The following is a 22,884-nucleotide window of genomic DNA, read 5'->3' on the forward strand; positions in this document are numbered from 1 at the left end:
AGGAGAAATCACACTAGAAATTCCGCAAATAAAATCGCCAATCTTTGTCGAGTTACGAGTGTGATTTCTCCTTCAGTCGAAATGACAAATAATATGTGAAATTAAAATCTTATAACCCTAAATCAATCACATAAGAAATCTTAACGGCTATATTATCTTCAAACTTCATAAGTTGATTTGGTCCATAACGGTAGAATCCGCCTAAACCAAAACCTTTGAAAATTTTATTTAACTCAATTCCCGATTCAAAAAAGCCTTTGTCTAATGTTTTGTAAGTTGGTCCTACGTGTTGTTCGGGATTTTCCATATTTCCCCAAGCCATTCGTGTTACTAAAACCAAAGAAGGACGTACTTTTTTCATAATCTTGATTCTATCAAAACCATGTTTAACTTGAAAGAATACATATTGACTAGAGAAAAACTCATTAAAAAACATGGTTTCAAAACTGTTTCGTCCTGCAAAAGTAATACGCTGAATTACGGTTTCTTTAGTTAAGTTATTCGGCATTGTATTGTATAAATGCGTAATTGGAACATCGCCAATTGCATAACCTCCCTGCAGTAAAACACTGGTTTTTTGACCGTTTAAGTATTGTTTTTCGTACTCCGTTTTAAAATCTATTTTTCCAAAAGTAAAATCATTATCTAAAACATTTGGCAGGGATTGCGTGAATTGAAAAGTAAACCTTGGAAACTTTTTATCAGATTCATTTCTTCCTGTCGGCGTTTGCATAAAATTACTGAACGGAGCCCAAACAATCGAGAGCATTGCTGTTGTCATTACATAACTAGAATACAGCTGACCGTTGTAGTTAAAGAGATAATCAAATTTGGGTTCTACAAAGCTTCTTGATAATTCGAAAACAGCTTCTGTCTTAGGAATAATTTTCGTTTGAACATTTGCTTTCCAACTGTCGTATTTATAGAACGTACTAATGTTGATTGGTCTTGGATCATAGATTTTAAATACCCGTTTATCAACAGCAAAAAAAGTACTCGCAATTTCCCTGACATCATCAGTATAAGATCCGTTTAGCCAAGTATTGGTGCTTTTATCAAGCAATACACCTACACCTAAATTATATTTAAGAGCCCCGTCTTTTGTACCATAAGCTGTATATCCTTCAATTCTGAAGTTTTTAGAAAAACGATCGTTTGTTATACCGCCAAGTCCTAATCGGAAACCTTCGTAGTTATTGTAACTGATTATTTTTTTTAAATCAAGATCAATTGGTCCAATTGGCAGATAACCATTGATGATTTTTCGCCCAAGTCCCAAGCGTTTTTCAATTCTCTTGCTTACAGATAAACTGTCTAGTAATTGATACGTTTTTTGACCTTTTAAATCTAAGCTGTCTTTTCGGTATTCGTTCCAGAAGCTTTCGGGTTTTTTATTAGCATCGTCTTTAATTTCGATATAAAGCGAAGGATTTTTTATAGACGGATTTGTGTTGTAATGAATGTCAAAATTATTACTCTCAGAAAGCAAATACGTAAAATCTGAAGCTGTTTTTTTTCGCGGTTCGTAATTGTCTGCAACATCTCCGTCAAACTGAATCGTTCCGCCTAGAATCTTAATGTCATCATCATTTTTCCCTTTTACAATTTTAAAAGTGGTGTTACTCTGGAACCATATTTTCTCTTTTGGAACATATTCAAATTCATGAATTCCGCTAATGTCCAGAACGCCTTTTATACGCATAACAGCTTTTGCAATACCAAAGTTTTCTGCGTCAATATATAATACGCCTTCTAATCCAGAAGCTTTTCGTTTTTGCTTGTTTTTAAAATAAATCATAAAAGTTTCTCGACCTTTTATGTTCACTGTATCCAGCAGTTTATAATTGTAATTTGAAGGTGCCGATCTCGAAATTGGATTTTCATATTTGGTTTCAAACAGCTCGTATTTATTGTCATAAATAGATATAGATTGCAGGTTGAAAGCAAGAACTTCGTAAATCGGGTTTTTAAAACCTGCAATTTTAGTCGCCAAAACAGTTTCTTTCAGCTTGTTTTCTCCAAATTGATATTGTGATACTTTTTCAGTTTGAAACAAATGCTGTTTGCTTATAATTTCTTTAAATTTATAATCAGATGAATCGATGTTAATCTTCTTTTTATTAAAGTCTTTATATACGGCAGAAGAATCTATCCTTCCGTCGATAGAATCAGGATTTGCAGTAACGAGCAGTTTGTTATAGGTTTTGTATTCAAAGCTGCTGAGTTTTTTTTGTGGATCGTTTTTGTCTTTATTGGCGATTACTTTTCTAATAATCGTTAAAGCAGGATTTTCATTTGAAACAATAACTTCTTGTAAAGCGTCTGTTTTTTGAGATAACGAAATTGGATAGAATTTTTTATTTTCTGTAATACTTATGATTTTAGTTTGAAAACCAATGTATGAAACCGCAAAACTTCCCGTTTTTGAGTCGATGTTAAAAATAAATTTTCCATCTACATCCGTAATTGTGTTACTGCTGTTTGAAGTAGTTATTGTAGCAAACGGAAGTGCTTTGTTGTTTGAGTCAGTTACAATTCCGCTTATTTGAACTTGCGCCTGTATGCTAAGCGTAAAAAGTAAAGTCAATAAGCAAAATAGCCTCATAGAGAATAATATAGATTCAAAAACGAAAAATATGTCATTTAAGTATGCAAAAATAAGAATAAAAAAATCCGTTTGGTAAAATTTAACCAAACGGATTTTATTTTGTTATGAAATACAATTACACCTTCATGATTTCAGCTTCTTTTTCAGCTAATAATTCATCAATTTTTTTAATGTATGTATTGGTTAGATTTTGAACTTCTTCTTCAGCAGATTTACAAATGTCTTCTGATGTTCCGTCTTTTTCTAATTTTTTAATTTCGTTGTTAGCGTCTTTACGTACGTTACGAACACCAATTTTAGCATCTTCAGCTTCAGATTTTGCTTGTTTTGCTAAATCACGACGACGCTCTTCAGTTAAAGGCGGTACGCTTATGATAATAACATCTCCGTTATTCATTGGGTTAAAACCAATATTAGCAACCATAATTGCTTTTTCAATAACTTGCAGCATATTTTTTTCAAACGGCTGTAAAGTGATTGTTCTTGCATCAGGAACACTGATTTTTGAAACTTGCGAAAGCGGAGTTGCTGAACCATAATAATCTACAAAAACACTTCCCAACATAGCTGGAGAAGCTTTTCCTGCACGAATGTTTAGAAATTCTTTTTCTAAGTGTGCAATAGAACCGTTCATTGATTCTTCAGTACTTTCTAATATAAAATCGATTTCTTCAGTCATTTTTTTATTTTTTTAGATTTTTAAACGATTGGATTTTAGATTAAAACAGATCATTTAATTTACTAACTAATATAATTTTATTTTTTGTTTTTGAAGATTATTAGAATTTCAATCTAACAATCTAAAGCAGCTTAAACGTTTACTACAGTTCCAATGTTTTCGCCTTCACAGATTTTCAATAGGTTTCCTATTTTATTCATATCAAAAACAACAATTGGTAATTTATTTTCCTGGCTTAATGTAAAAGCTGTTGTATCCATTACGTTTAGTCCTTTTTTAAGAACATCATCAAACGAAATCATATCAAATTTTACCGCTGATGCATTTTTTTCAGGATCAGAATCGTATACACCATCAACACGAGTTCCTTTTAGGATAACATCTGCATTAATTTCGATTCCTCTTAAAACCGCTGCTGTATCAGTTGTAAAATATGGATTTCCTGTTCCGGCACCAAAAATTACGATTCTTCCTTTTTCAAGGTGACGGTCTGCTCTTCTTTTAATATAAGGTTCTGCAATAGACTCCATTTTCAAAGCCGTTTGTAAACGCGTCTTCATTCCTTTGTCTTCAAGTGCGCCTTGCAAAGCCATTCCGTTAATTACAGTAGCAAGCATTCCCATATAATCGCCCTGTACTCTATCCATTCCTGCGCTTGCACCAGCAACGCCTCTAAAAATATTTCCTCCTCCAATAACGATAGCAATTTCTACTCCTTTTGCGTGAATCTGCTTAATTTCGTCTGCATATTCGCCTAATCTTTTAGGGTCAATTCCGTATTGTAAATCACCCATTAAGGCCTCGCCGCTAAGTTTTAGAAGAATTCTTTTATATTTCATGTTTGTGTTGCGTTAATTTGTGCAAATATAGACATATTCTGATTTTTAAAAATAATGTTTACAAAAAATTAATTGCTCTTTTGTTTTAATTTATGCGGGTTTTGATTTTTTTCTATGGAATGTGATAAAAGTCATTTCTGCATCTTCTTAAAATCCGTATTTTTATAGTAATCAAATAATTATTTATGAAAAACTTTATAGCAAAAGCATTATTCAATAGCCATTCCTATGCCGAATATCGAAAAATAGTCACTGATTTGTTGTATGAAGGAAAGTCAACAGGCAACGAACAGTCTGAAAGTTTGACCAATTATTCAAAGTTGAACGAGGCTAGAATGAATCGGCTGGATAAAACAGTCAAGATTTCTGAAGAAGTGATTTCGAAGCTTCAAAATTTAGACAATCATTATTTTTGGCTGGTTATTTCTGAAGGCTGGTGTGGTGATGCGGCGCAGATTCTTCCAATTTTAAATAAAATGGCGCATGATTCGAATAAAAAAATAGATCTTCGAATTGTCTTTCGTGATGAGAACACGGAGTTGATGGATCATTATTTAACAAATGGAGGAAGAGCGATACCTAAAGTAATTATTGTTTGTAAAGAAGCCGGAATTGTTCGTGCAGATTGGGGACCAAGACCTAAAGGAGCGTCTGAATTGATGGAAAACTATAAAAAAGAGTTTGGTGTAATCGACGAAAAAATTAAAACAGATCTTCAGTTATGGTATTTGGCTGATAAAGGAATTTCTGTTCAGGAAGAATTAATAGAGATTATGGAGAATATCAAATACGATAGACTTTAATTTTGAATATTTTTAAAATGAATTCTTAAGCTGATTGTTTGTAACTTGTTGATAACAAATGTTATAATGCTCTTAAAAACGTATTTGTATTCTTTTTTTTAGCATTATTTTTGTATCTTAGTAAAGCAATCCCACTTCTATTATTTACTTTTTGATTTACTCTTTTTATTGGTGTTTATTTAATGTCTAACAATTAAAAAATGCACTATTATGAAAAAGTTATTCGAAAGGTTTTACGATTTTTTTTCGACCTTTTTATTTGGAGGAAAGAATGTTCATCATTATTAACTCCAAAAGGAATTGCGTATGAAATAACACTACTTTAATTAAAGAGGTGGCACATTACGGTTTGATTTGTAATGTGCTTTTTTTATTCAGCCGTTTGAAATTCGATCAAATACGGTTTTAATCTTACTCCGTTTTGCTTTCTGAAATTACTTGTAATTAAGATTTGATATTTTTTGTTTGGGAGCAAATCAGCTTTGAAAGTCCATGTTTTTTTATCAGAAGACCAGATTTTTTCAGAACTTAACTTTGGACAAAATTCTTTGCCAAGTGGACCAAAATCAATACCTGTATTACGGCCGTTTAACGGTTCTGAAAATGTAATTGTAATGTCTCTTAATCCTGATTTTACTTTTTTACTTCCGTTTTTAAAACCAGATATTGTTAGTACAGTTGGTCGTTGTTTTTCGTAATCCTGATTTAATTTCTTTACACTTTTTGAAAATAATTTTGAGGCATCAACGATTTGCTCCATTTCTTTTTCGTTGTGGTAATCAAGCTCAATAAGCGTTTTTATGGCTTTTGCTTTGTCTTTTGATGAATTGTAATAACGTTCAGAAATTTCATAGCCAATATAATAACCGAGATCTCTAATTTTTAAATCATTTCTGTTTTCACCCCATAACCAATTATAATTATTGCTCATGATATACAAATCGGCAATAAACTGATTGATTACTTTTTCCTGGTTGTTTTTTCCAAATTCTATTGCAGGACTGCTAGATTTTTTGCCAGTTACTTTGCAGGAAATAAATTCTGCGACACCTTCATACAAACACATAGCAAGCAAGTTTTCCACTAATTCTTTTTGCTGCGTATGAACATATTCATGAGTGCATAATAAAGCAATGTTTTTTCTTGGATTATATTCTTTATAAAAAGGCTGTCTCCATGCAGGAAGTTCGTCGATAATAGTAGTTTCATCTGCTAATGAGAGTTCGCTTCCAATTAAAATGCGATCATTTTGTATCGTTCCGTTTGTTCTAAAAGCACCAATTGAAAAATAAATAGTCGATGGTTTTAATTCAGGATATGCTTCTTTTAATTTACGAATGTCAGTTTCGATTTCAGGATAGAGATTGCCGACATTTGTGGTATTTGCTTTTAATGAATTCCAGAATTTTGGGTATTTTGTAATTGAGTTAAGAAACTCTTTTGGAGTGTAATTACGAACTTCAATAAGGCTTTTTAAACCAAGCGAGGCTTTGTCAAGATAAAATTCATTTAGAAATTGGTATTGTTTTATACTGTCAGAGGTAGAAATAACCTTTTCATATGCTTTCCAAAAATTGTCGATATCAGTTGATACAAATTTTTGGTCAGCGGTTTGACTAAAAGAAACTTTTGCGGAGATTAAAAATAACGCTAAAAAGAAATTTTTCATTTTGTAAATTTTAAAGCAAACGACTAAATTACAAAAATCAAAAAAATATAATGTTATAGATTTTCCTCAAAAAGAGTAATATCAATTGCGTTTTTTACATCGTAATCGCCAATCTTAGTTCGGCGTAAAACAGTTAAATGCGATCCTGAATTCATGGCTTTTCCAAAATCGTAAGCAAGAGAACGAATATAAGTTCCTTTACTGCAAACTACTCTAAAATCAATTTCAGGTAATGCTATTCGGGTAATTTCAAATTCGTGAATTGTAGTTTTTCTGCTCGCAATTTCGACAGTTTCACCAGCACGTGCATGCTCGTATAAACGAACTCCGTCTTTTTTAATAGCAGAAAATATTGGCGGTTTTTGATCGATTTCGCCTAGAAACTGTTTAACTGTTTCATGAATAAGCGCTTCATCGATATGTTCCGTTGGAAAAGTCTGATCGATTTCAGTCTCTAAATCGTAAGATGGAGTAGTAGCTCCAATATAAAATGTTCCAGTATATTCTTTGGCTTGACCTTGAAGCTCAGAAATTCTTTTGGTAAATTTTCCAGTACAAATTAATAAAAGCCCAGAAGCCAAAGGATCTAAGGTTCCAGCATGACCAATTTTAAACTTTTTTGGCAGGCCGACTTTATTAATTAAAAGGTATTTTAATTTATTGACAGCTTGAAACGAACTCCATTTTAAAGGTTTGTCTATCAGTAAAACTTGTCCGTCTAAATATTCTTCAGGTGTCATTATATAATGGTAAGCGGGTGAATGAAAAAGTGAATCAATAATAAAATGATTCCAGCAATAATTCGGTAATAACCAAAAACCTTGAATCCGTTTTTAGTTAAAAATCCAATAAAGGTTTTGATAGCAAGAAGCGCCACAATAAAAGCAACAATGTTTCCTATTATCAATAAGTTGATTTGATCGTGAGATAATTCGAATCCCGCTTTGTAATAATCGTAACATTTTTTTACCGTTGCACCCAACATTGTCGGTACAGCAAGAAAAAATGAAAACTCAGCAGCAGTAGTTCTTGATAATTTTTGAGACATTCCGCCCACGATACTTGCACCGCTGCGAGAAACGCCGGGAATCATGGCAAGACATTGAAATAAACCAATTTTAAAAGCTTGTAAATAGCTGATTTCTTGTGAAGTTTCGGTACTGTTTGGTGTATTAAACCATTCGTCGACTTTTAATAGAATTAAACCTCCAATTAAAAGAGAAATTGCTACAGTTACTGGATTTTCTAATAAACCATCAATAAAATCACTTAATAATAATCCTAAAACAACGGCAGGAATAAAAGCAACTAAAAGTTTAAAGTAAAAATCAAGTGTTTGAAAGAAACGTTTGAAATATAGAATTACAACCGAAAGAATTGCTCCAAGTTGAATAACAATAGTAAAAAGTTTAGTGAAATCGTCGTGTGCAATTCCAAAAAAAGAAGAGGCAATAATCATGTGTCCAGTTGAAGAAACAGGTAAAAATTCTGTGATTCCTTCAATAATAGCAAGAACGATAGCTTGTAATGTATTCATTTATTAGATTGTTAGATTATTAGAATGTTAGACTTCTTAGATTTTTTTAGAAAAGAATATTCTAAAGATCTAAGTTGTCTAAGATGTCTAAGTTGTCTATTTTGATTTTTTGAAAATAGAATAAATCGTAATTCCAAAACCAATTAAAACGGTAGTTGGAGCTAAACGAATACGTCTGAAATTAAAAATATCTTCATTAAAAACATTTGGATCATGACTTCCTCCGCCCGACATTAAAATAAAGCCTAAAGCGATAACAGCAATTCCGATCAATAAGATTTTGTAATTGACACTGTCAAAAAGGAATTCGTGTTTTGGAGTTTCTTCTGTATTATTGTTTTTCATTTTTATTTATTTTGTGAGCCTGTAAAACCCAATGTTTTAGGATAAGGCAATTATTTTAATCTAAAATCTAAAATTAGTAAAGATCATCAGTTCTTAAATTCAAGAAACGTTGCGTTGCAAAGTGTGTACTTACCCACGTAATTAAAACTCCTAATCCAAAAACGGCTAATAAAACCAATCCAATTAAAGCCTTATCTTCTAGAATTCCTAAACCAGGAAAATTAGTTTCAACGTAGAATAAAAGTCCAATTAAAGCAATAATTGCCAATCCAGCACCCAACATTCCTAGTTTTACACTTCGCATTACAAAAGGTTTACGAATAAACGATTTGGTTGCGCCAACCATTTGCATGGTTTTAATAATAAAACGGTTTGAGTGAATAGAAAGACGCAATGAACTGTTGATTAATAAAACTGCAATTATCGCTAAGAAACCGCTGATAATCAAAATCCACATACTTACTTTCTTGATGTTATCATTTACCAGATTTACCAATTGTTTGTCGTAAACAATATCTTCGATCATAGTATTTTTACGCAAACTGCTTTCGATTTGCAGAATGCTGTCTCTTTCAACATAATCTGCTTTTAAATGAATGTCGTATGAATTCAATAAAGGATTCTCGCCTAAAAATGTCAGGAAATCTTCTCCAATAATATCAGTATGTTCTTTTGCTGCTTTTTCTTTAGAAACATAAGCATAAGATCTCGCAAAAGGCGCTCTTTTTAATTCCGTATTAAATGCTTTGATAACGCTGTCGTTTGCTTCATTTTTAAAGAAAACCGTCATAGCAATTTTTTCTTTAAAATCGTTTGCCAGTTTTTTAGAGTTAATAATAAATAATCCTAATACTCCCAAAAGGAATAATACTAGAAATACACTTAATACTACCGAAAAATAAGAGGAAATTAACCTGCGTTTTTGAAATTTATCAAAGTTAGAACTCATAGTTTGCTTAAATTATGTGGTAAAAATAATAAAGAATTTCTTTATTTAAAGTTATTAACGAACTTTTATACCATAAATGTACAATTCCATATTGAATAAAAGTTTATTTAACAGCAAAGTGCATAAAATTTTTGTTGATTTAAGTAGAAAGTGCATTATGGTTTATTTGATGATAATAAAAAATTCGCAAAGCTTTTTGTAGATCAGCTTTGCGAACTTTGCGGTTAAATAGTAGAAAAAACTTTCAGCCTTAGAATCTCAGAACCTTAGAATCTCAGAGCCTTACTTAACTCTATAAACCTCAATACTTTTTAGCCAGTAAACATGACGAGGCCCAGTTTTAATATCATTTTTGCAAATAGCAATCATTTCGCCGCTTTTTAGTGGTTTTCCGTTTTCCTCAAAAAGAACAAAAGCATTTTCTCCGGTTGGATTGTTGAAAATTTCTGCCCATGAAAAAGTGGCTTTGTAATCATCAGAAGCTCGAGCCACAATATAAAAATTGCGGTCCTTATGTCCGTCTTGTTTGATTTTTGCCTTCTCTAAAATATCTTTCAAAAGAACACCTTTGCATACTTTATTGTCTTTTTTAACTTCGCCGCTTTGGCAAACAACCTTAAAATTATCAATAGTTACCACTTTCATCTTTTTTAAAGAATCAACACTTAATTGAAGTGGAAATTCGACATCGCCTTTAACTTCAATAGTGTGATTTACCATTTTTAAGCTGTCAGCCGGCGTAAGAACAGCATGTTTATCATTGTCTGTTTTAGACACCTTTTCTGTAGCAATCGAATCTTCTTTTTCCTTTTTAGATGAATTGCACATTGTGCATGAAAATGCAATAAGAAGTACGAGAATATAATTTTGAGCTTTCATATAAAATTATTTTTTAGGTTTAGTTATTAAAAAAACGAAGTGTTACAAAAAAGTTGCGGCCTTCTTCAGGATAACCTTCAACAAGGCAATAGTTTTTATCGAAGATGTTATTAATTCCCGCATCGATGCTGAAATTTTTAGCTATTTTGCCCGAAGCATAAAAATTTAAAAGCGTGTAATCAGGAACTCTTGCACCATAACTCGTGCTGAAACGAGATGAGTTAAATTCAGAATTAGCAATTAATCGCAATATTTTAATCGGTTTATATTCTAAAGTTCCCATAACCTTAGTATTTGGAACATCGGTAAAATGAATATTCGGATTTGTAATATTGTTTCGTTCAATGTAAGTGTAGTTTACATTAAGCGATAAATTAGATAAGATTTCGTAGTTTATTTGAGCTTCAACGCCAAGATATTCTGCTTCGCCAAAATTTTGCATTTGAGATTTTCCAGGTTGAACGTTGCTTACATTTAAGATCGCATCAGAAAGTTTGCTGTAAAAAAGCGCAGTCTGAAAAGTAACTTTATTAAAAAGTCCCGCCGTATAATTCAATTCGTAATTTACAGCTTTTTCAGGTTTTAAGTCCGGATTTGGGATTGCAGTTCCCATTCTGTACGAATAACGATCTTTGATTGTTGCAAATCTTGTTTTTTGTGAAACTGTTGCGCCCAACTTCTGCGCTTCATTCAACTGATAAAAAAATCCAATTTGAGCATTAAAAGCATCACTCGCACCAGCGGATGGATAATCTGAAATCACTTTTGTAGTACTGTTGTAATCTTCTGCTTCAGTATTTTTTCTAATGTTGTAACTCACACCCGGAATAACAGTAAATTTTGGAGTAACTTTATAAATATCTTCAATTCCTACCAAAACCGTATTGTCTATAAAATGGCGAACAGGTTCACCAAGATTGTTTTCGCGGTGTACATCTTCTTTAAAATGAAAAGCAATTTTCAAATCATTTTTTGGAATAAACTTCGTGTTGTATTCTAGATTTCCACCGTAAGTGTAATCATTGTAAATACTTTCAAAAGCATACGGTTTGGTTTGTTTCGTATAAGTTGCGTCATCATAACTGTCAAGAGTATTCTTGAAACGGTCAAAATACAACCTTGTTTTTAAGCTGTTTTTGTCATCAAAATTAGAATTTGAGATGAAGTAAAAGCTTTCTTTATCCCAGTTTGGCCATTGCCAGTAACGAGGTTTTAGTAAAAGTGAATTCAAAGGATCGCTTCCTGTATAAACTGGATTTCCTTTTTCGCCCTGCTGATTGATGTAGCCAATCGCATATTCGCTTTTTTCAGTTGGAGTCCATCCAATTTTAAAACTAATTTTCTGATCCGTGCGATATGAATTGTCTCTTTGTCCGCCGTTTTCATTTGCTGTTGGAACAAAATTAGATGACATTCTAGTTGAATTTCTATCCAAATACGAAAATCCACCTTGAAAATAAAACTTTCCAATGTTAGAACCAATGTTGAGGTTTCCTTTATAGCCATTTTCATTAATCATTCCAAGCGAGCCGTCATATTCTAATTTTTGAGAAGGTTTTCTAGAAACTAAATTTATAGCGCCGCCAAGTGAGTTAGGACCATAAAGTACAGACGAAAATCCTTTTGAAACATCAATTGCAGCGAGATCAAAAGTGGTAAATCTTGCCAAGTCAACGTAACCGTCATAAGGAACATAAACAGGAATACCGTCCATATAAACCGGAACCTGTCTTAAATCGAAACCACGTACAGAAACCATCGATTCGTTTCGTGGTCCAGAAGCCGTTAATGTAATTCCTGGCAGCATATTTAAAGCTCTCGAAACATCCATTTTGTTTTGAGAAACCATTGTTTTTGAAGTTACTCTGTTTAAAGTGTCTTTGTTTTGATGATTGGTAACAATTACTTCTCCCAGCATAAAAACGTTTGATGGTTTTATGGAATCTGTTGGCGTTGAATTGTTTTGTTGGGAAAATCCGATTAGCGGAAAGAGTAAAAAGGCGATAAATTTTAGTTTCATAAGGATACGATTTTTCAGTATGTTTTAAAATGAATACTGATAATTAAGAAATTTGTTTTTGGTTTGTATGTTTTTTAAAATAAAAATTCAGTGTGTTTTTTCAGGAATACTGATTTGCACGACAAAAAAAGCAATTTCTACACATTTAAATTATGACCAAAATCATATTTGTGAATTTCAATGAAAACGATCTATGAAATTGAAGCTGTTTAAAACTTCAAATTTTGAGTTTCCTTTTCGGCGAAATCTTTAATGCGTTTTTCTACTTCATAAAAAACTGCAATCGCTTTTTCTCCAGCATCAGTCAATTTTGCACCGCCGCCGCCTTTTCCGCCCAATAATTTTTCGACTAACGGACTTTGAGCACGCTGATTCATTTCTTCGACCAACTGCCAAGCCTGTCTGTATGCCATTTTCATCTCCTTAGCTGCATTTGTTATAGAGCCTGTTTTGCGAATATTTTCTAAAAGCCAGATTTTTCCAATACCTAAAAACGGACCTTCAGCTTCTTCAATCCAAAGTCGTACTTCAATAGAATATTTTTTATCATTACCCATTTCATTCTTAAATATATCCTTGTAAAAATAATTGTTTTTACTGTAATAGTATTCTTCTATTATTAAAAAATAAACAATTAAAAACACCTTGGCTAAGTATTGTCATTACAAATATAAGTATTTTTACTTAATTTAAAATACGTATTTTGTTATTTTATTTGTTTGTCAGTGAAATAGCTTTGGTACAAACGACAATAAATGTAAATTTGCGCCTAATAATTAATTTAGTGAAAAGCCTTAGAACCTTAGTAACTTAGAATCTTAGTCACTTAGAAATGAAGTACAATCCAAACGAAATTGACGCCAAATGGCAAAAATATTGGGCAGAAAATCAAACTTTTGCAGCAAAAAACAACTCTGAAAAACCGAAACATTATGTACTCGATATGTTTCCTTATCCATCTGGAGCAGGACTGCACGTTGGGCATCCGCTTGGTTATATAGCTTCAGATGTGTATTCTCGTTTCAAAAGACACCAAGGTTTCAATGTTTTGCATCCAATGGGTTATGATAGTTTCGGATTACCGGCAGAACAATATGCGATTCAGACAGGACAACGTCCAGAAGATACAACACGCGTAAATATTGATGGCGGCGTAGACAAAGAAGGAAAACAAATTGCAGGATACAGAAAACAATTGGATAAAATTGGTTTCTCATTTGACTGGGCGCGTGAAGTGCGAACTTCAAATCCTGATTATTACAAACATACACAATGGATTTTTATTCAATTGTTTAATTCTTGGTATTGCAAAAAACAAGGAAAAGCTTTTGAAATTTCAGAGCTTGTAAAAGTTTTTGAAGAAAGCGGAAATGCATTAGTTGAAGCAGTTTGCGATGATAATGTTGCGATTTTTACTGCTGCGGAATGGAACTCTTATTCTGAAGATCAAAAAGAAAAAATCCTTTTGCAATACAGAATGACGTATTTGGCTGAAACCGAAGTAAACTGGTGTCCCGGTTTAGGAACTGTTTTGGCAAATGACGAAATTGTAAACGGAGTTTCTGAGCGTGGAGGCTTTCCTGTTATAAGAAAAAAAATGACACAATGGAGTATGCGAATTTCTGCTTATGCCGAACGCTTACTTCAAGGTTTAAATGATATCGATTGGAGCGAGTCTATTAAAGAATCTCAAAGAAACTGGATCGGTAAATCGGTTGGGGCTTTGGTGACTTTTAATGTAAAAAATCACGATGAAGTTATCGAAGTTTTTACCACTCGTCCTGATACTATTTTTGGAGTAACGTTTATGACTTTGGCGCCAGAACATGATTTGGTTGCTAAAATTACAACTCCAGAACAAAAAGCGGCAATTGAAGCTTATATCGAAAAAACATCAAAGCGTTCTGAGCGTGAGCGTATGGCCGATGTAAAAACAATTTCTGGAGTATTTACAGGAGCGTATGCAGAACATCCATTTACAAAAGAAGCGATTCCGGTTTGGATTGGAGATTATGTTTTGGCAGGTTACGGAACTGGTGCTGTAATGGCGGTTCCTTGCGGAGACGAAAGAGATTATGCTTTTGCTAATTTCTTTAAAGGTCAAAACGGAATGCAGGAAATTAAAAACATTTTTGCAAATGTTGATATTTCTGAAGCCGCTTACGGATCAAAAGATAACGTTGAAATCGCTAATTCTGATTTCTTAAACGGACTAAATTATAAAGAGGCAACTCAAAAAGCAATCGCTGAATTAGAAAAATTAGGACAAGGAAAAGGAAAAACAAATTACCGTTTGCGTGATGCTGTTTTCTCTCGTCAGCGTTATTGGGGTGAACCGTTTCCGGTTTACTACGTAAACGGATTGCCTAAAATGATCGATGCGCAGCACTTGCCAATTATTTTACCAGAAGTAGAAAAATATTTACCAACAGAAGACGGTTTGCCTCCATTAGGAAACGCAGCTGTTTGGGCTTGGGATACAAAACAAAATAAAGTTGTCAATACAGATTTAGTTGACAATGTTTCAATTTTTCCTTTAGAATTAAATACTATGCCAGGTTGGGCAGGAAGTTCATGGTATTGGATGCGTTATATGGATGCGCACAACGAAAATGAATTTGCAAGCAAAGAAGCTTTGGCTTACTGGGAAAGTGTAGATTTATATATTGGAGGAAGCGAACACGCAACGGGTCACTTATTGTATTCTCGTTTTTGGAACAAATTCTTAAAAGATAAAGGTTTTGCTCCAACCGAAGAACCATTCAAAAAACTGATTAATCAGGGGATGATTTTAGGAACTAGTGCTTATGTTTATAGAATATTACCATTTCTCCATGTAAAAAGTTTAGATATTAGGTTTGTATTACAACCAAACAATGATTTGTCTTTCTTTATTACAGCAAAATATAATGATCCTATAAAATTTCGCGATGTTATTGAAAAACAAGTCATTTCAAAAGGCTTCAATAAAATAATAGATCGTTTACTTAATGATGAAGTTCTTTTTAAATTTAAAGAGGAGATATTGAATTTAAAAGAAGATGATATTTCTTTGGAGAATATTCAAATTAATGCACTTCGTGTTGATGTTTCAATGGTAAATTCTTCTGATGAGTTAGATGTAGAAAAATTTAAGGCGTGGAGAGAAGATTATGTAGGTGCAGAATTTATTACTGTAGATAACCCAAAATACATTGTAGGCCGTGAAGTCGAAAAAATGTCGAAATCATACTATAATGTAGTAACGCCAGATGATATTTGTAATGAATATGGAGCAGATACATTACGTTTATACGAAATGTTCTTAGGTCCGTTAGAGCAGGCAAAACCTTGGAATACTGCTGGAATTTCGGGAGTTTTTGGTTTCTTGAAAAAATTATGGAGATTGTATTTTGATGATAATGGTTTAATTGTAAACAATGACGAACCAACAAAAGACAACTTGAAATCATTACATAAAACAATCAAAAAAGCAGCAGAAGATATCGAGAATTTCTCTTTCAATACTTCGGTTTCTCAGTTTATGATTTGTGTAAATGAATTGTCTGCTCAAAACTGTCATTCAAGAGCCATTTTAGAGCCGTTAGCAGTTTTGGTTTCTCCTTACGCTCCTCATATTGCAGAAGAATTATGGTCGCAGTTAGGACATACAACTTCAATTTCAGAAGTTGCTTTCCCTGCTTTTGAAGCAAAACATCTAATTGAAACAAATAAAGAATATCCAGTTTCTTTCAACGGAAAAATGCGTTTTACAATCGAATTGCCTTTGGATTTAACCAAAGAACAAATCGAAGAAATTGTAATGAAAGACGAAAGAACTCAAAAACAATTAGACGGCAGAACACCAAATAAGGTGATTATCGTTCCTGGTAAAATTATCAATTTGGTTGGGTAAACCAGTTTGATTCTTAAATATTAAAAATTCCAAATTCCAATTTTACGATTGGGGTTTGGGATTTTTTTTTGTCTTGCTTTGTCAGTCTGAGCGAAGTCGAAGACCACACAAGTAACTCTACAAAGATTGGCGATTTTGATTGTGGAGCTTCTCGCTGGTCTTCGACTTCGCTCAGACTAACACTGTGAATACGCATAGTTTGTCATTTCGACGAAGGAGAAATCTTCGCAAGTAACTCCGTTCCAATAAGTCAATCTTTGTCGAGTTTCTCGTGGAGATTTCTCCTTCGTCGAAATGACAAACTATGTGTTTTTTCGAAATGAAAATTAGTGAAAATTCGCGTAATTAGTGGCAAAAAACCTAGCGTTCCTTGCGTAAACCTTTGCGCACTTTGCGGTTAAAAACCCGCACCAACATTGGGATTTCAAACTTAATGATTAAAAATTTAAAAACTTTTGTAACATTTTAATAGTTCTCGTATCCAAAAGGCGGATCCGATTAAATTAACAACTTAAAACTATTAAAAAATGAAAAAGTATATCATCTTAATTATCGCATTCTTATTCTCAGCTTTATGTCTAAATGTTTTTGCACAAACAAAATCATATCCTTTCGAAGTTATTAAAACGGGAAAAGGAAAACAATCAATAATTTTCATTCCTGGATTTGCTTCTTCTGGAGAGGTGTGGAATGAAACCAAAACAGCTTTCGAAAAAGACTATACTTGTTATACGCTTACAATGGCAGGATTTGCGGGAGCAAAACCACAACAGAATCCATCATTCGAAAATTGGAAGACAGAAATTGCAAATTATATTAAAGACAATAAAATTGAAAAGCCAATTTTAATTGGTCACAGTATGGGTGGCGGACTTGCACTTGCAATCGCGGCAGATTATCCAGAATTAATTGGAAAAATTATAGTTGTAGATGCGCTTCCGTGTTTGGCAGCATTGATGGATACTTCTTTTAAATCAAAAGAAAATAATGATTGTACGGCAATGGTAAGTCAAATGACTGGAATGACAGATGCGCAGTTTCTTGAAATGCAGAAAAAAACAATGCCAAGGCTTTTGGCAGATACTTCAAAAATGGGTACAGTTGTAGACTGGAGTGTAAAATCAGACCGAAAAACATTTGCTCAAATGTATTGTGATTTTTCAAATACCGATTTGAGAAATAAAATTGCTGCTATAAAATGCCAGTCATTAATTTTATTAGAATCTTATTTTATAAATTTAAAACCAGCAATCGAGGAACAATATAAAAATTTAAAAACAGCTGATTTTCAGTATGCGAGCAAAGGTCTGCATTTTATTATGTATGATGATACGGCTTGGTACTTGGCGCAATTAAACACTTTTGTAAAATCGTAAGGATGGAATTTGAAGAAATCTATAAGACTTATTGGGATAGAATATTCAGGCTTTGCATGGGTTTCGTAAATGATTATGATGCGGCACAGGATTTGGCTCAAGAAACCTTTATAATTGTATGGCAGAAATTGGAAACTTTTCGAAACGAATCGGCTATTGGAACTTGGATTTTTAGAATTGCGTCTAACAATTGTTTAAGGCAGATTGAAAAAGAAAAGCGTTTCCCGAAATCCGATTTACCAATTCATCTTTCAGAAGAGAAACAAACTTCGATAGAACCGCAAATTCAGTTTTTGTATAAATGCATAGCCGAATTGCCTGAAACGGAACGTATCATTATTTCGTTGGAATTAGAAGAAGTTAAGCAGTCAGAAATTGCCAAAATCGTTGGACTTTCTGATGCTAATGTTAGAGTGAAAATTCACAGAATAAAAGAAAAACTGACCGAAAAATTTAAAGAAAATGGACAACGATAACAATATAGATTTTAAAGATTTATGGAAAAGACAATCTGTAAGTCAGCCAGACATGAAAGATTTGCTGTCGAGAGTGAGTAAATTTAAAAAAGCAGGTTTAAGAAGTTTATGGATAACAAATGTTTTGCTTTTTTTGACAACCGCATTTATTGTTTTTATATGGATATATTATCAGCCAGAGTTTATTTCGACTAAAATGGGGATTGTTTTAACGATTTTGGCGATGGTTATTTATGTGTTTGCTTTTAATAAATTGTTTGCTCCGTATAGAAATATTGATGCGACACAAACGAATCAGGAATATTTACAAAAACTGATTTTGATTAAAAAGAAACAGCAGTTTATGCAGACAAAAATGATGACTTTGTACTTTCTGCTGCTTACAACTGGAATTTGCTTGTATATGTATGAATATGCCAGCAGAATGAGTGCTTTGGGTGCAAGTTTGTGTTACGGAATAACATTGCTTTGGATGGCGTTTAATTGGTTTTATATTCGCCCGAAACAAATTAAAAAACAGCAGTCCAAAATAAATACCTTGATTAAGAAGTTTGAAGAAGTAAATAATCAGCTGCTTTAAGGGATGATTTATGACCGTACTGTACAGACGCACCGAAGTGCGTCTTTTTTTGTTAAATTTTTAATATTTCTACTGCCGTAATTACTGTTTTAGATGTCAAAATGTCATTTTTTGAGTTTGGTTCAGAAATTGTGATTTGTTTTGTAACTTTAGAAATCAATCAAAAAAAGATAAAAATATGGGAAGTGGATATTTAATTATTGCCGGAGCTATAATGTTATTCAGCTGGCTGGTAAGTTCAAGACTAAAAAGTAAATTCGAATTATATTCTAAACTGCAATTACGAAACGGAATGAGCGGTGCGGAAATCGCTGAAAAAATGCTTGCTGATAATGGTATTACAGATGTTCGTGTAATTTCGACTCCAGGTCAACTAACAGATCATTATAATCCTGCAGATAAAACAGTTAATTTAAGCGAAGCGGTTTACAATCATCGTAACGCGGCTGCGGCGGCTGTTGCGGCGCACGAGTGCGGGCACGCAGTTCAGCATGCTATTGGTTATGAGTGGTTAACAATGCGTTCTAAATTAGTGCCTATTGTAAGTGTGGCTTCAAATTATGTGCAATGGATTTTGCTTGCGGGAATCTTAATGATTAGAACTTTTCCTCAATTACTGCTAATTGGGATTGTTATTTTTGCGGCAACTACATTGTTTACAATTATTACGCTGCCAGTAGAATATGATGCAAGTAACAGAGCCTTGGCTTGGTTAGAAAATAAACATATGTTGACTCAGCAAGAACAGGCTGGAGCGAAAGATGCCTTAAAATGGGCGGCACGAACTTATGTTGTTGCGGCTATAGGTTCAATTGCAACGCTGTTGTACTATATCTCGATTTATTCAGGAAGCAGAAGGAATTAATTTGATAATTGAGATAATTAGTCAATTAGATAATTTGTAGCAAACCCGACAGGTTTTTAAAACCTGTCGGGTTTTGTTTTTTTATTTAGCTTTCATTTAATTGCAGAAGAACAAAAAGTAAAGCCCAAAGTCCTGCAAGGGTATAAATGGAATATAAATATTGATTTTCTTCAGATTTATATAATTTGTAAAAAAGAACAATAGTATAAATTATGCTTATCGGAATTGCAAGAAGAAATAGAAAAGCACCCATTCCGGGAGCACATGGACCTCCTGCATCAATTTTGGTATAAATAAAGGTTATTGAGAAATAAACAATGAAAAAGAATATGGTCTTGTATTCTGATCTAATATTTAACATGTAACAGTGAATTATCTAATTATCAAATTTTCTCATTGACACATTTATAATTGTATCTGCCTATCAATCTGTTGATCTAACGATATAAAAGTTTCAGTTCTTGAAACACCTTCAATCGCCTGAATTTTGGTATTTAAAAGCTGCATTAAATGTTCGTTGTCGCGACAGATAATTTTAATTAATACAGACCAGTTTCCTGTGGTATAATGGCACTCTAGAACTTCTGGAATTTTTCTAAGATCTTTTACAGCTTCGGAGTTTCGAGAAGCTTTGTCAAGATAAACGCCAACAAAAGCCATAGTATTGTAGCCTAAAACTTTTGGGTTAACAGTAAACTTAGATCCTGAAATAACGCCGGATTGTTCTAGTTTTTTTAAACGCTGATGAATTGCAGCTCCCGAAATGCCAATTTTATTGGCAATTTGCAAAATAGGTTTTCGGGCATCATCCATTAAGTAGCGAAGTATTTCTTTGTCGATACCGTCAATTTCAATTAATAAGGAGTTGATTTTCATAACTTGTAATTTGAAACTAATTCTTTTAATTTGGTTTAGAATAGAAATCAAATATAGTTAAAAGGAGGGGAAAATAAAATTCCAATTTTTTAAATCCCAAATTCCAAAAATACAGCTCGTGGTTTCAACCATGGGAAACGAAAGGGTGTAAAACAAAAATTCCAAATCCCAAGTGATTAAGTTGGAATTTGGAATTTTAATATTTTGTATTCTTAAGGTTTTATTTTCCTTTGTTTGCTTCGGCGATGTATTTTTCAAGAGCCATTGTCATAGAAGGCGTTTCAGGTGTTGGAGCAAGAATATCAATTCTTAAACCGTGATCTAAAGCTTCTTTTTGAGTTGTGCTTCCAAATACAGCGATTCTGGTATTGTTTTGTTTAAAGTCTGGGAAGTTTTTAAACAATGATTTAATTCCTGTTGGGCTGAAAAATGCCAAAACATCATAATAAACATCTGCAAGATCAGATAAGTCGCTCATTACAGTTCTGTAAAAAACAGCTTGTGCCCAATCTACTTTTAGACTATTTAATGTTATTGGAGCGTCTGCATTTAATTGGTCAGATGCTGGAAGTAAAAACTTCTCGTCTTTGTATTTTTTAATTAGAGGCGATAAATCAGCAAAATCTTTAGCACCAACGTAAATTTTACGTTTTCTGTATACTACATACTTTTGCAGATAAAAGGCAACTGCTTCAGATTGACAAAAATATTTCAATCCTTCAGGAACTTTGTAGCGCATTTCATCAGCCACTCTAAAAAAATGATCTACAGCATTTCGACTTGTTAAAATGATAGCAGTATAGTGGTTAAGGTCGATTTTTTGTAATCGAATCTCTTTTGCACTAACCCCTTCCACATGAATAAATGGTCTGAAATCAATTTTTATTTTGTGTTTTTGTTGGAGCTCAAAGTAAGGAGAATTCTCCACTTTAGGTTCAGGCTGTGACACCAAAATTGTTTTCACTTTCATATTATAAACATTTACTAAGCACTCCCTTTTGTCATCCAATAATAGAGAAAATAATAAGGGGCTATTTCAAGAGCGCAAAGATATAAAATAAAATAAAACAACTTGTCGATAATTGCGTTTTGATACGTTTTAATTGAAATAAAATATGAGTATAGGCTGATACACAGTGAAATACCTATGATCGCAAACGGAACAATTATTGGAATATTGTTATAATAGAACAAAATAGCATTGATAGGAAGTATTAAAACACCAATGTAAGTTCGGTAGGTTACTTTTTGTAAGTTAAAAAGTTCCATAAATTCATCAATATTGAACGAAGCTGCTACAATTTTTTCGATCAAATATTTTGCAAGAATAAAATAAAGAAGAAAAGTTGCAATTCGAATAAACAATAAATAATCTGTTTTTGATGCCGTTCCATAAATGCTCATCGTAAGTTGAATAAAAAAAGCAAATGAAATAATTTGTACAAAAAACAAACCAACAGTAAAGCTGCTGTTTATATGATTATTGTCGCGATAAATTTTAGCGTATTTATCTGAGAAAATCAGCCTGCTGAACTCAGAAAAGCGAGTTTCGTATGCTGATTTTGTTATAGCAACAATCGCAAAGGTCAGGATGAATAAAACAGTTGCCCAATCTTTGTTTTCAATAATTCGAGGATGAAGTTGTTCAATCATAGCGCACAAAATTAGTAATTTTTTGGATCAATACTTTTATTATGTATTTATTATGAACCAAATGCTATAAAAAGTTTACTTTTGCGGTGAAATTACCAAGAAAAATGAGTGATAGTATTGTCATAATTCCAACTTATAACGAAATTGAAAATATTGAAAGTATTGTGAGAGCGGTACTTTCGCAGCATAAAGCGTTTCATCTTTTAATAATCGATGATAATTCTCCAGACCATACTGCTGATAAAGTGATTGTGCTGCAAGAAGAATTTTCTGGAAGATTATTTCTTGAAAAAAGAGCCAAAAAAGCGGGTTTAGGAACAGCTTATGTTCATGGTTTTAAGTGGGCTTTGGAGCGTAAATATGATTTCATTTTTGAAATGGACGCTGACTTTTCGCATAACCCAAATGATTTAGAGAAATTATATGATGCTTGTCATTTTGGCGGAGCTGATTTGGCTATTGGTTCCCGTTATGTAAAAGGTGTAAATGTGGTAAATTGGCCATTAAGTCGTGTATTGATGTCGTACTTCGCTTCAGTTTACGTAAAGTTTATTACCGGAATGAAAATACATGATGCAACTGCAGGTTTCGTTTGTTATAAAAGAGAGGTTTTGGAGAAAATCAATCTTAACAAAATAAAGTTTGTGGGATATGCGTTTCAAATCGAAATGAAGTACAGAACTTATTGTGCTCAATTTGAAATTAAAGAAGTTCCAATTATTTTTACAGATAGAACAAAAGGAGTTTCGAAAATGAGTAACGCCATTATCAAAGAAGCAATTCTTGGAGTGATTTCGTTAAGATTAAAAAAATTAGTCAATACATTATAAAGATA

At 32.8% G+C, this 22,884-nt stretch carries 22 protein-coding genes; 7 read left to right on the forward strand and 15 right to left on the reverse strand.

Translation table 11 applies throughout. The features are described from left to right. Positions 1 to 109: 109 nt before the first annotated feature. The 3 genes from BOW55_RS08370 to pyrH form a co-directional block, all read right to left on the reverse strand. Complete coding sequence (locus tag BOW55_RS08370) at positions 110 to 2,605, reverse strand: DUF5686 family protein (protein ID WP_129023753.1); 2,496 nt, start codon at positions 2,603 to 2,605, stop codon at positions 110 to 112. A 118-nt stretch (positions 2,606 to 2,723) separates the two neighbouring features. Further along, positions 2,724 to 3,287, reverse strand: coding sequence for a ribosome recycling factor (gene frr, locus BOW55_RS08375; protein ID WP_089054324.1), 564 nt, complete (start codon positions 3,285 to 3,287; stop codon positions 2,724 to 2,726). 131 nt (positions 3,288 to 3,418) lie between these two features. Further along, positions 3,419 to 4,126 (reverse strand): UMP kinase, encoded by a 708-nt coding sequence (pyrH, locus tag BOW55_RS08380; RefSeq protein WP_089054323.1) that lies wholly within the window; start codon positions 4,124 to 4,126, stop codon positions 3,419 to 3,421. Between the two features lie 185 nt (positions 4,127 to 4,311). Here pyrH and BOW55_RS08385 point away from each other — a divergent pair, with 185 nt between their 5' ends. Beyond that, the gene (locus tag BOW55_RS08385) at positions 4,312 to 4,929 is read left to right on the forward strand and encodes a thioredoxin family protein (protein WP_129023754.1); all 618 of its coding nucleotides are present in this window, start codon (positions 4,312 to 4,314) and stop codon (positions 4,927 to 4,929) included. A 370-nt stretch (positions 4,930 to 5,299) separates the two neighbouring features. Here BOW55_RS08385 and BOW55_RS08390 read toward each other — a convergent pair whose 3' ends face one another. The 8 genes from BOW55_RS08390 to BOW55_RS08425 form a co-directional block, all read right to left on the reverse strand. Then, a complete protein-coding gene (locus BOW55_RS08390) occupies positions 5,300 to 6,598 on the reverse strand; it encodes an Ig-like domain-containing protein (RefSeq protein WP_129023755.1) in 1,299 nt (432 codons plus the stop codon). A 53-nt stretch (positions 6,599 to 6,651) separates the two neighbouring features. Beyond that, positions 6,652 to 7,338, reverse strand: coding sequence for a tRNA pseudouridine(55) synthase TruB (truB, locus tag BOW55_RS08395; RefSeq protein ID WP_129023756.1), 687 nt, complete (start codon positions 7,336 to 7,338; stop codon positions 6,652 to 6,654). Continuing rightward, entirely contained in the window at positions 7,338 to 8,135 is a 798-nt protein-coding gene (locus BOW55_RS08400) for an undecaprenyl-diphosphate phosphatase (RefSeq protein ID WP_089054319.1), read from the reverse strand. Before BOW55_RS08400 ends, truB begins: the two co-directional genes overlap by 1 nt. Positions 8,136 to 8,231: 96 nt before the next feature. Next, positions 8,232 to 8,480 carry a DUF3098 domain-containing protein gene (locus tag BOW55_RS08405; RefSeq protein ID WP_089058422.1) on the reverse strand — a complete coding sequence of 83 codons (249 nt, stop codon included), beginning with the start codon at positions 8,478 to 8,480 and terminating at the stop codon, positions 8,232 to 8,234. A gap of 73 nt (positions 8,481 to 8,553) precedes the next feature. Continuing rightward, the gene (locus BOW55_RS08410) at positions 8,554 to 9,429 is read right to left on the reverse strand and encodes an ABC transporter permease (RefSeq protein ID WP_089058423.1); all 876 of its coding nucleotides are present in this window, start codon (positions 9,427 to 9,429) and stop codon (positions 8,554 to 8,556) included. A gap of 282 nt (positions 9,430 to 9,711) precedes the next feature. After that, on the reverse strand, positions 9,712 to 10,308 hold the full coding sequence (locus BOW55_RS08415; RefSeq protein ID WP_164975017.1) for a molybdopterin-dependent oxidoreductase: 597 nt from the start codon (positions 10,306 to 10,308) through the stop codon (positions 9,712 to 9,714). Positions 10,309 to 10,327: 19 nt separating this feature from the next. Further along, entirely contained in the window at positions 10,328 to 12,328 is a 2,001-nt protein-coding gene (locus BOW55_RS08420) for a TonB-dependent siderophore receptor (RefSeq protein ID WP_129023757.1), read from the reverse strand. 209 nt (positions 12,329 to 12,537) lie between these two features. Beyond that, the gene (locus BOW55_RS08425; RefSeq protein WP_129023758.1) at positions 12,538 to 12,885 is read right to left on the reverse strand and encodes a winged helix-turn-helix domain-containing protein; all 348 of its coding nucleotides are present in this window, start codon (positions 12,883 to 12,885) and stop codon (positions 12,538 to 12,540) included. Between the two features lie 275 nt (positions 12,886 to 13,160). Between BOW55_RS08425 and BOW55_RS08430 the strand changes: the two genes are divergently transcribed. The 5 genes from BOW55_RS08430 (at position 13,161) to BOW55_RS08450 (ending at position 19,520) form a co-directional block, all read left to right on the forward strand. Continuing rightward, entirely contained in the window at positions 13,161 to 16,223 is a 3,063-nt protein-coding gene (locus BOW55_RS08430) for a leucine--tRNA ligase (RefSeq protein ID WP_129023759.1), read from the forward strand. A gap of 527 nt (positions 16,224 to 16,750) precedes the next feature. Further along, the gene (locus BOW55_RS08435) at positions 16,751 to 17,599 is read left to right on the forward strand and encodes an alpha/beta fold hydrolase (protein ID WP_129023760.1); all 849 of its coding nucleotides are present in this window, start codon (positions 16,751 to 16,753) and stop codon (positions 17,597 to 17,599) included. A gap of 2 nt (positions 17,600 to 17,601) precedes the next feature. Continuing rightward, the gene (locus BOW55_RS08440; protein WP_089054312.1) at positions 17,602 to 18,075 is read left to right on the forward strand and encodes an RNA polymerase sigma factor; all 474 of its coding nucleotides are present in this window, start codon (positions 17,602 to 17,604) and stop codon (positions 18,073 to 18,075) included. Next, positions 18,062 to 18,655, forward strand: a complete 594-nt coding sequence (locus BOW55_RS08445; protein ID WP_129023761.1) for a hypothetical protein — start codon at positions 18,062 to 18,064, stop codon at positions 18,653 to 18,655. Before BOW55_RS08440 ends, BOW55_RS08445 begins: the two co-directional genes overlap by 14 nt. 178 nt (positions 18,656 to 18,833) lie before the next feature. Further along, a complete protein-coding gene (locus BOW55_RS08450; RefSeq protein WP_089054310.1) occupies positions 18,834 to 19,520 on the forward strand; it encodes a zinc metallopeptidase in 687 nt (228 codons plus the stop codon). Positions 19,521 to 19,605: 85 nt separating this feature from the next. Here BOW55_RS08450 and BOW55_RS08455 read toward each other — a convergent pair whose 3' ends face one another. The 4 genes from BOW55_RS08455 to BOW55_RS08470 form a co-directional block, all read right to left on the reverse strand. Continuing rightward, positions 19,606 to 19,881, reverse strand: a complete 276-nt coding sequence (locus BOW55_RS08455; RefSeq protein WP_129023762.1) for a hypothetical protein — start codon at positions 19,879 to 19,881, stop codon at positions 19,606 to 19,608. A gap of 44 nt (positions 19,882 to 19,925) precedes the next feature. Further along, positions 19,926 to 20,396 carry an Lrp/AsnC family transcriptional regulator gene (locus BOW55_RS08460; protein ID WP_089054372.1) on the reverse strand — a complete coding sequence of 157 codons (471 nt, stop codon included), beginning with the start codon at positions 20,394 to 20,396 and terminating at the stop codon, positions 19,926 to 19,928. Positions 20,397 to 20,616: 220 nt separating this feature from the next. Continuing rightward, the gene (locus BOW55_RS08465; RefSeq protein ID WP_089054309.1) at positions 20,617 to 21,366 is read right to left on the reverse strand and encodes a uroporphyrinogen-III synthase; all 750 of its coding nucleotides are present in this window, start codon (positions 21,364 to 21,366) and stop codon (positions 20,617 to 20,619) included. Positions 21,367 to 21,380: 14 nt separating this feature from the next. After that, complete coding sequence (locus BOW55_RS08470; RefSeq protein WP_129023763.1) at positions 21,381 to 22,049, reverse strand: DUF4271 domain-containing protein; 669 nt, start codon at positions 22,047 to 22,049, stop codon at positions 21,381 to 21,383. A 104-nt stretch (positions 22,050 to 22,153) separates the two neighbouring features. Here BOW55_RS08470 and BOW55_RS08475 point away from each other — a divergent pair, with 104 nt between their 5' ends. After that, complete coding sequence (locus BOW55_RS08475) at positions 22,154 to 22,879, forward strand: polyprenol monophosphomannose synthase (protein WP_129023764.1); 726 nt, start codon at positions 22,154 to 22,156, stop codon at positions 22,877 to 22,879. The last annotated feature ends 5 nt before the right edge of the window (positions 22,880 to 22,884 follow it).

It is taken from the genome of Flavobacterium sp. YO12 (assembly GCF_004119495.1).
Taxonomy (GTDB): domain Bacteria; phylum Bacteroidota; class Bacteroidia; order Flavobacteriales; family Flavobacteriaceae; genus Flavobacterium.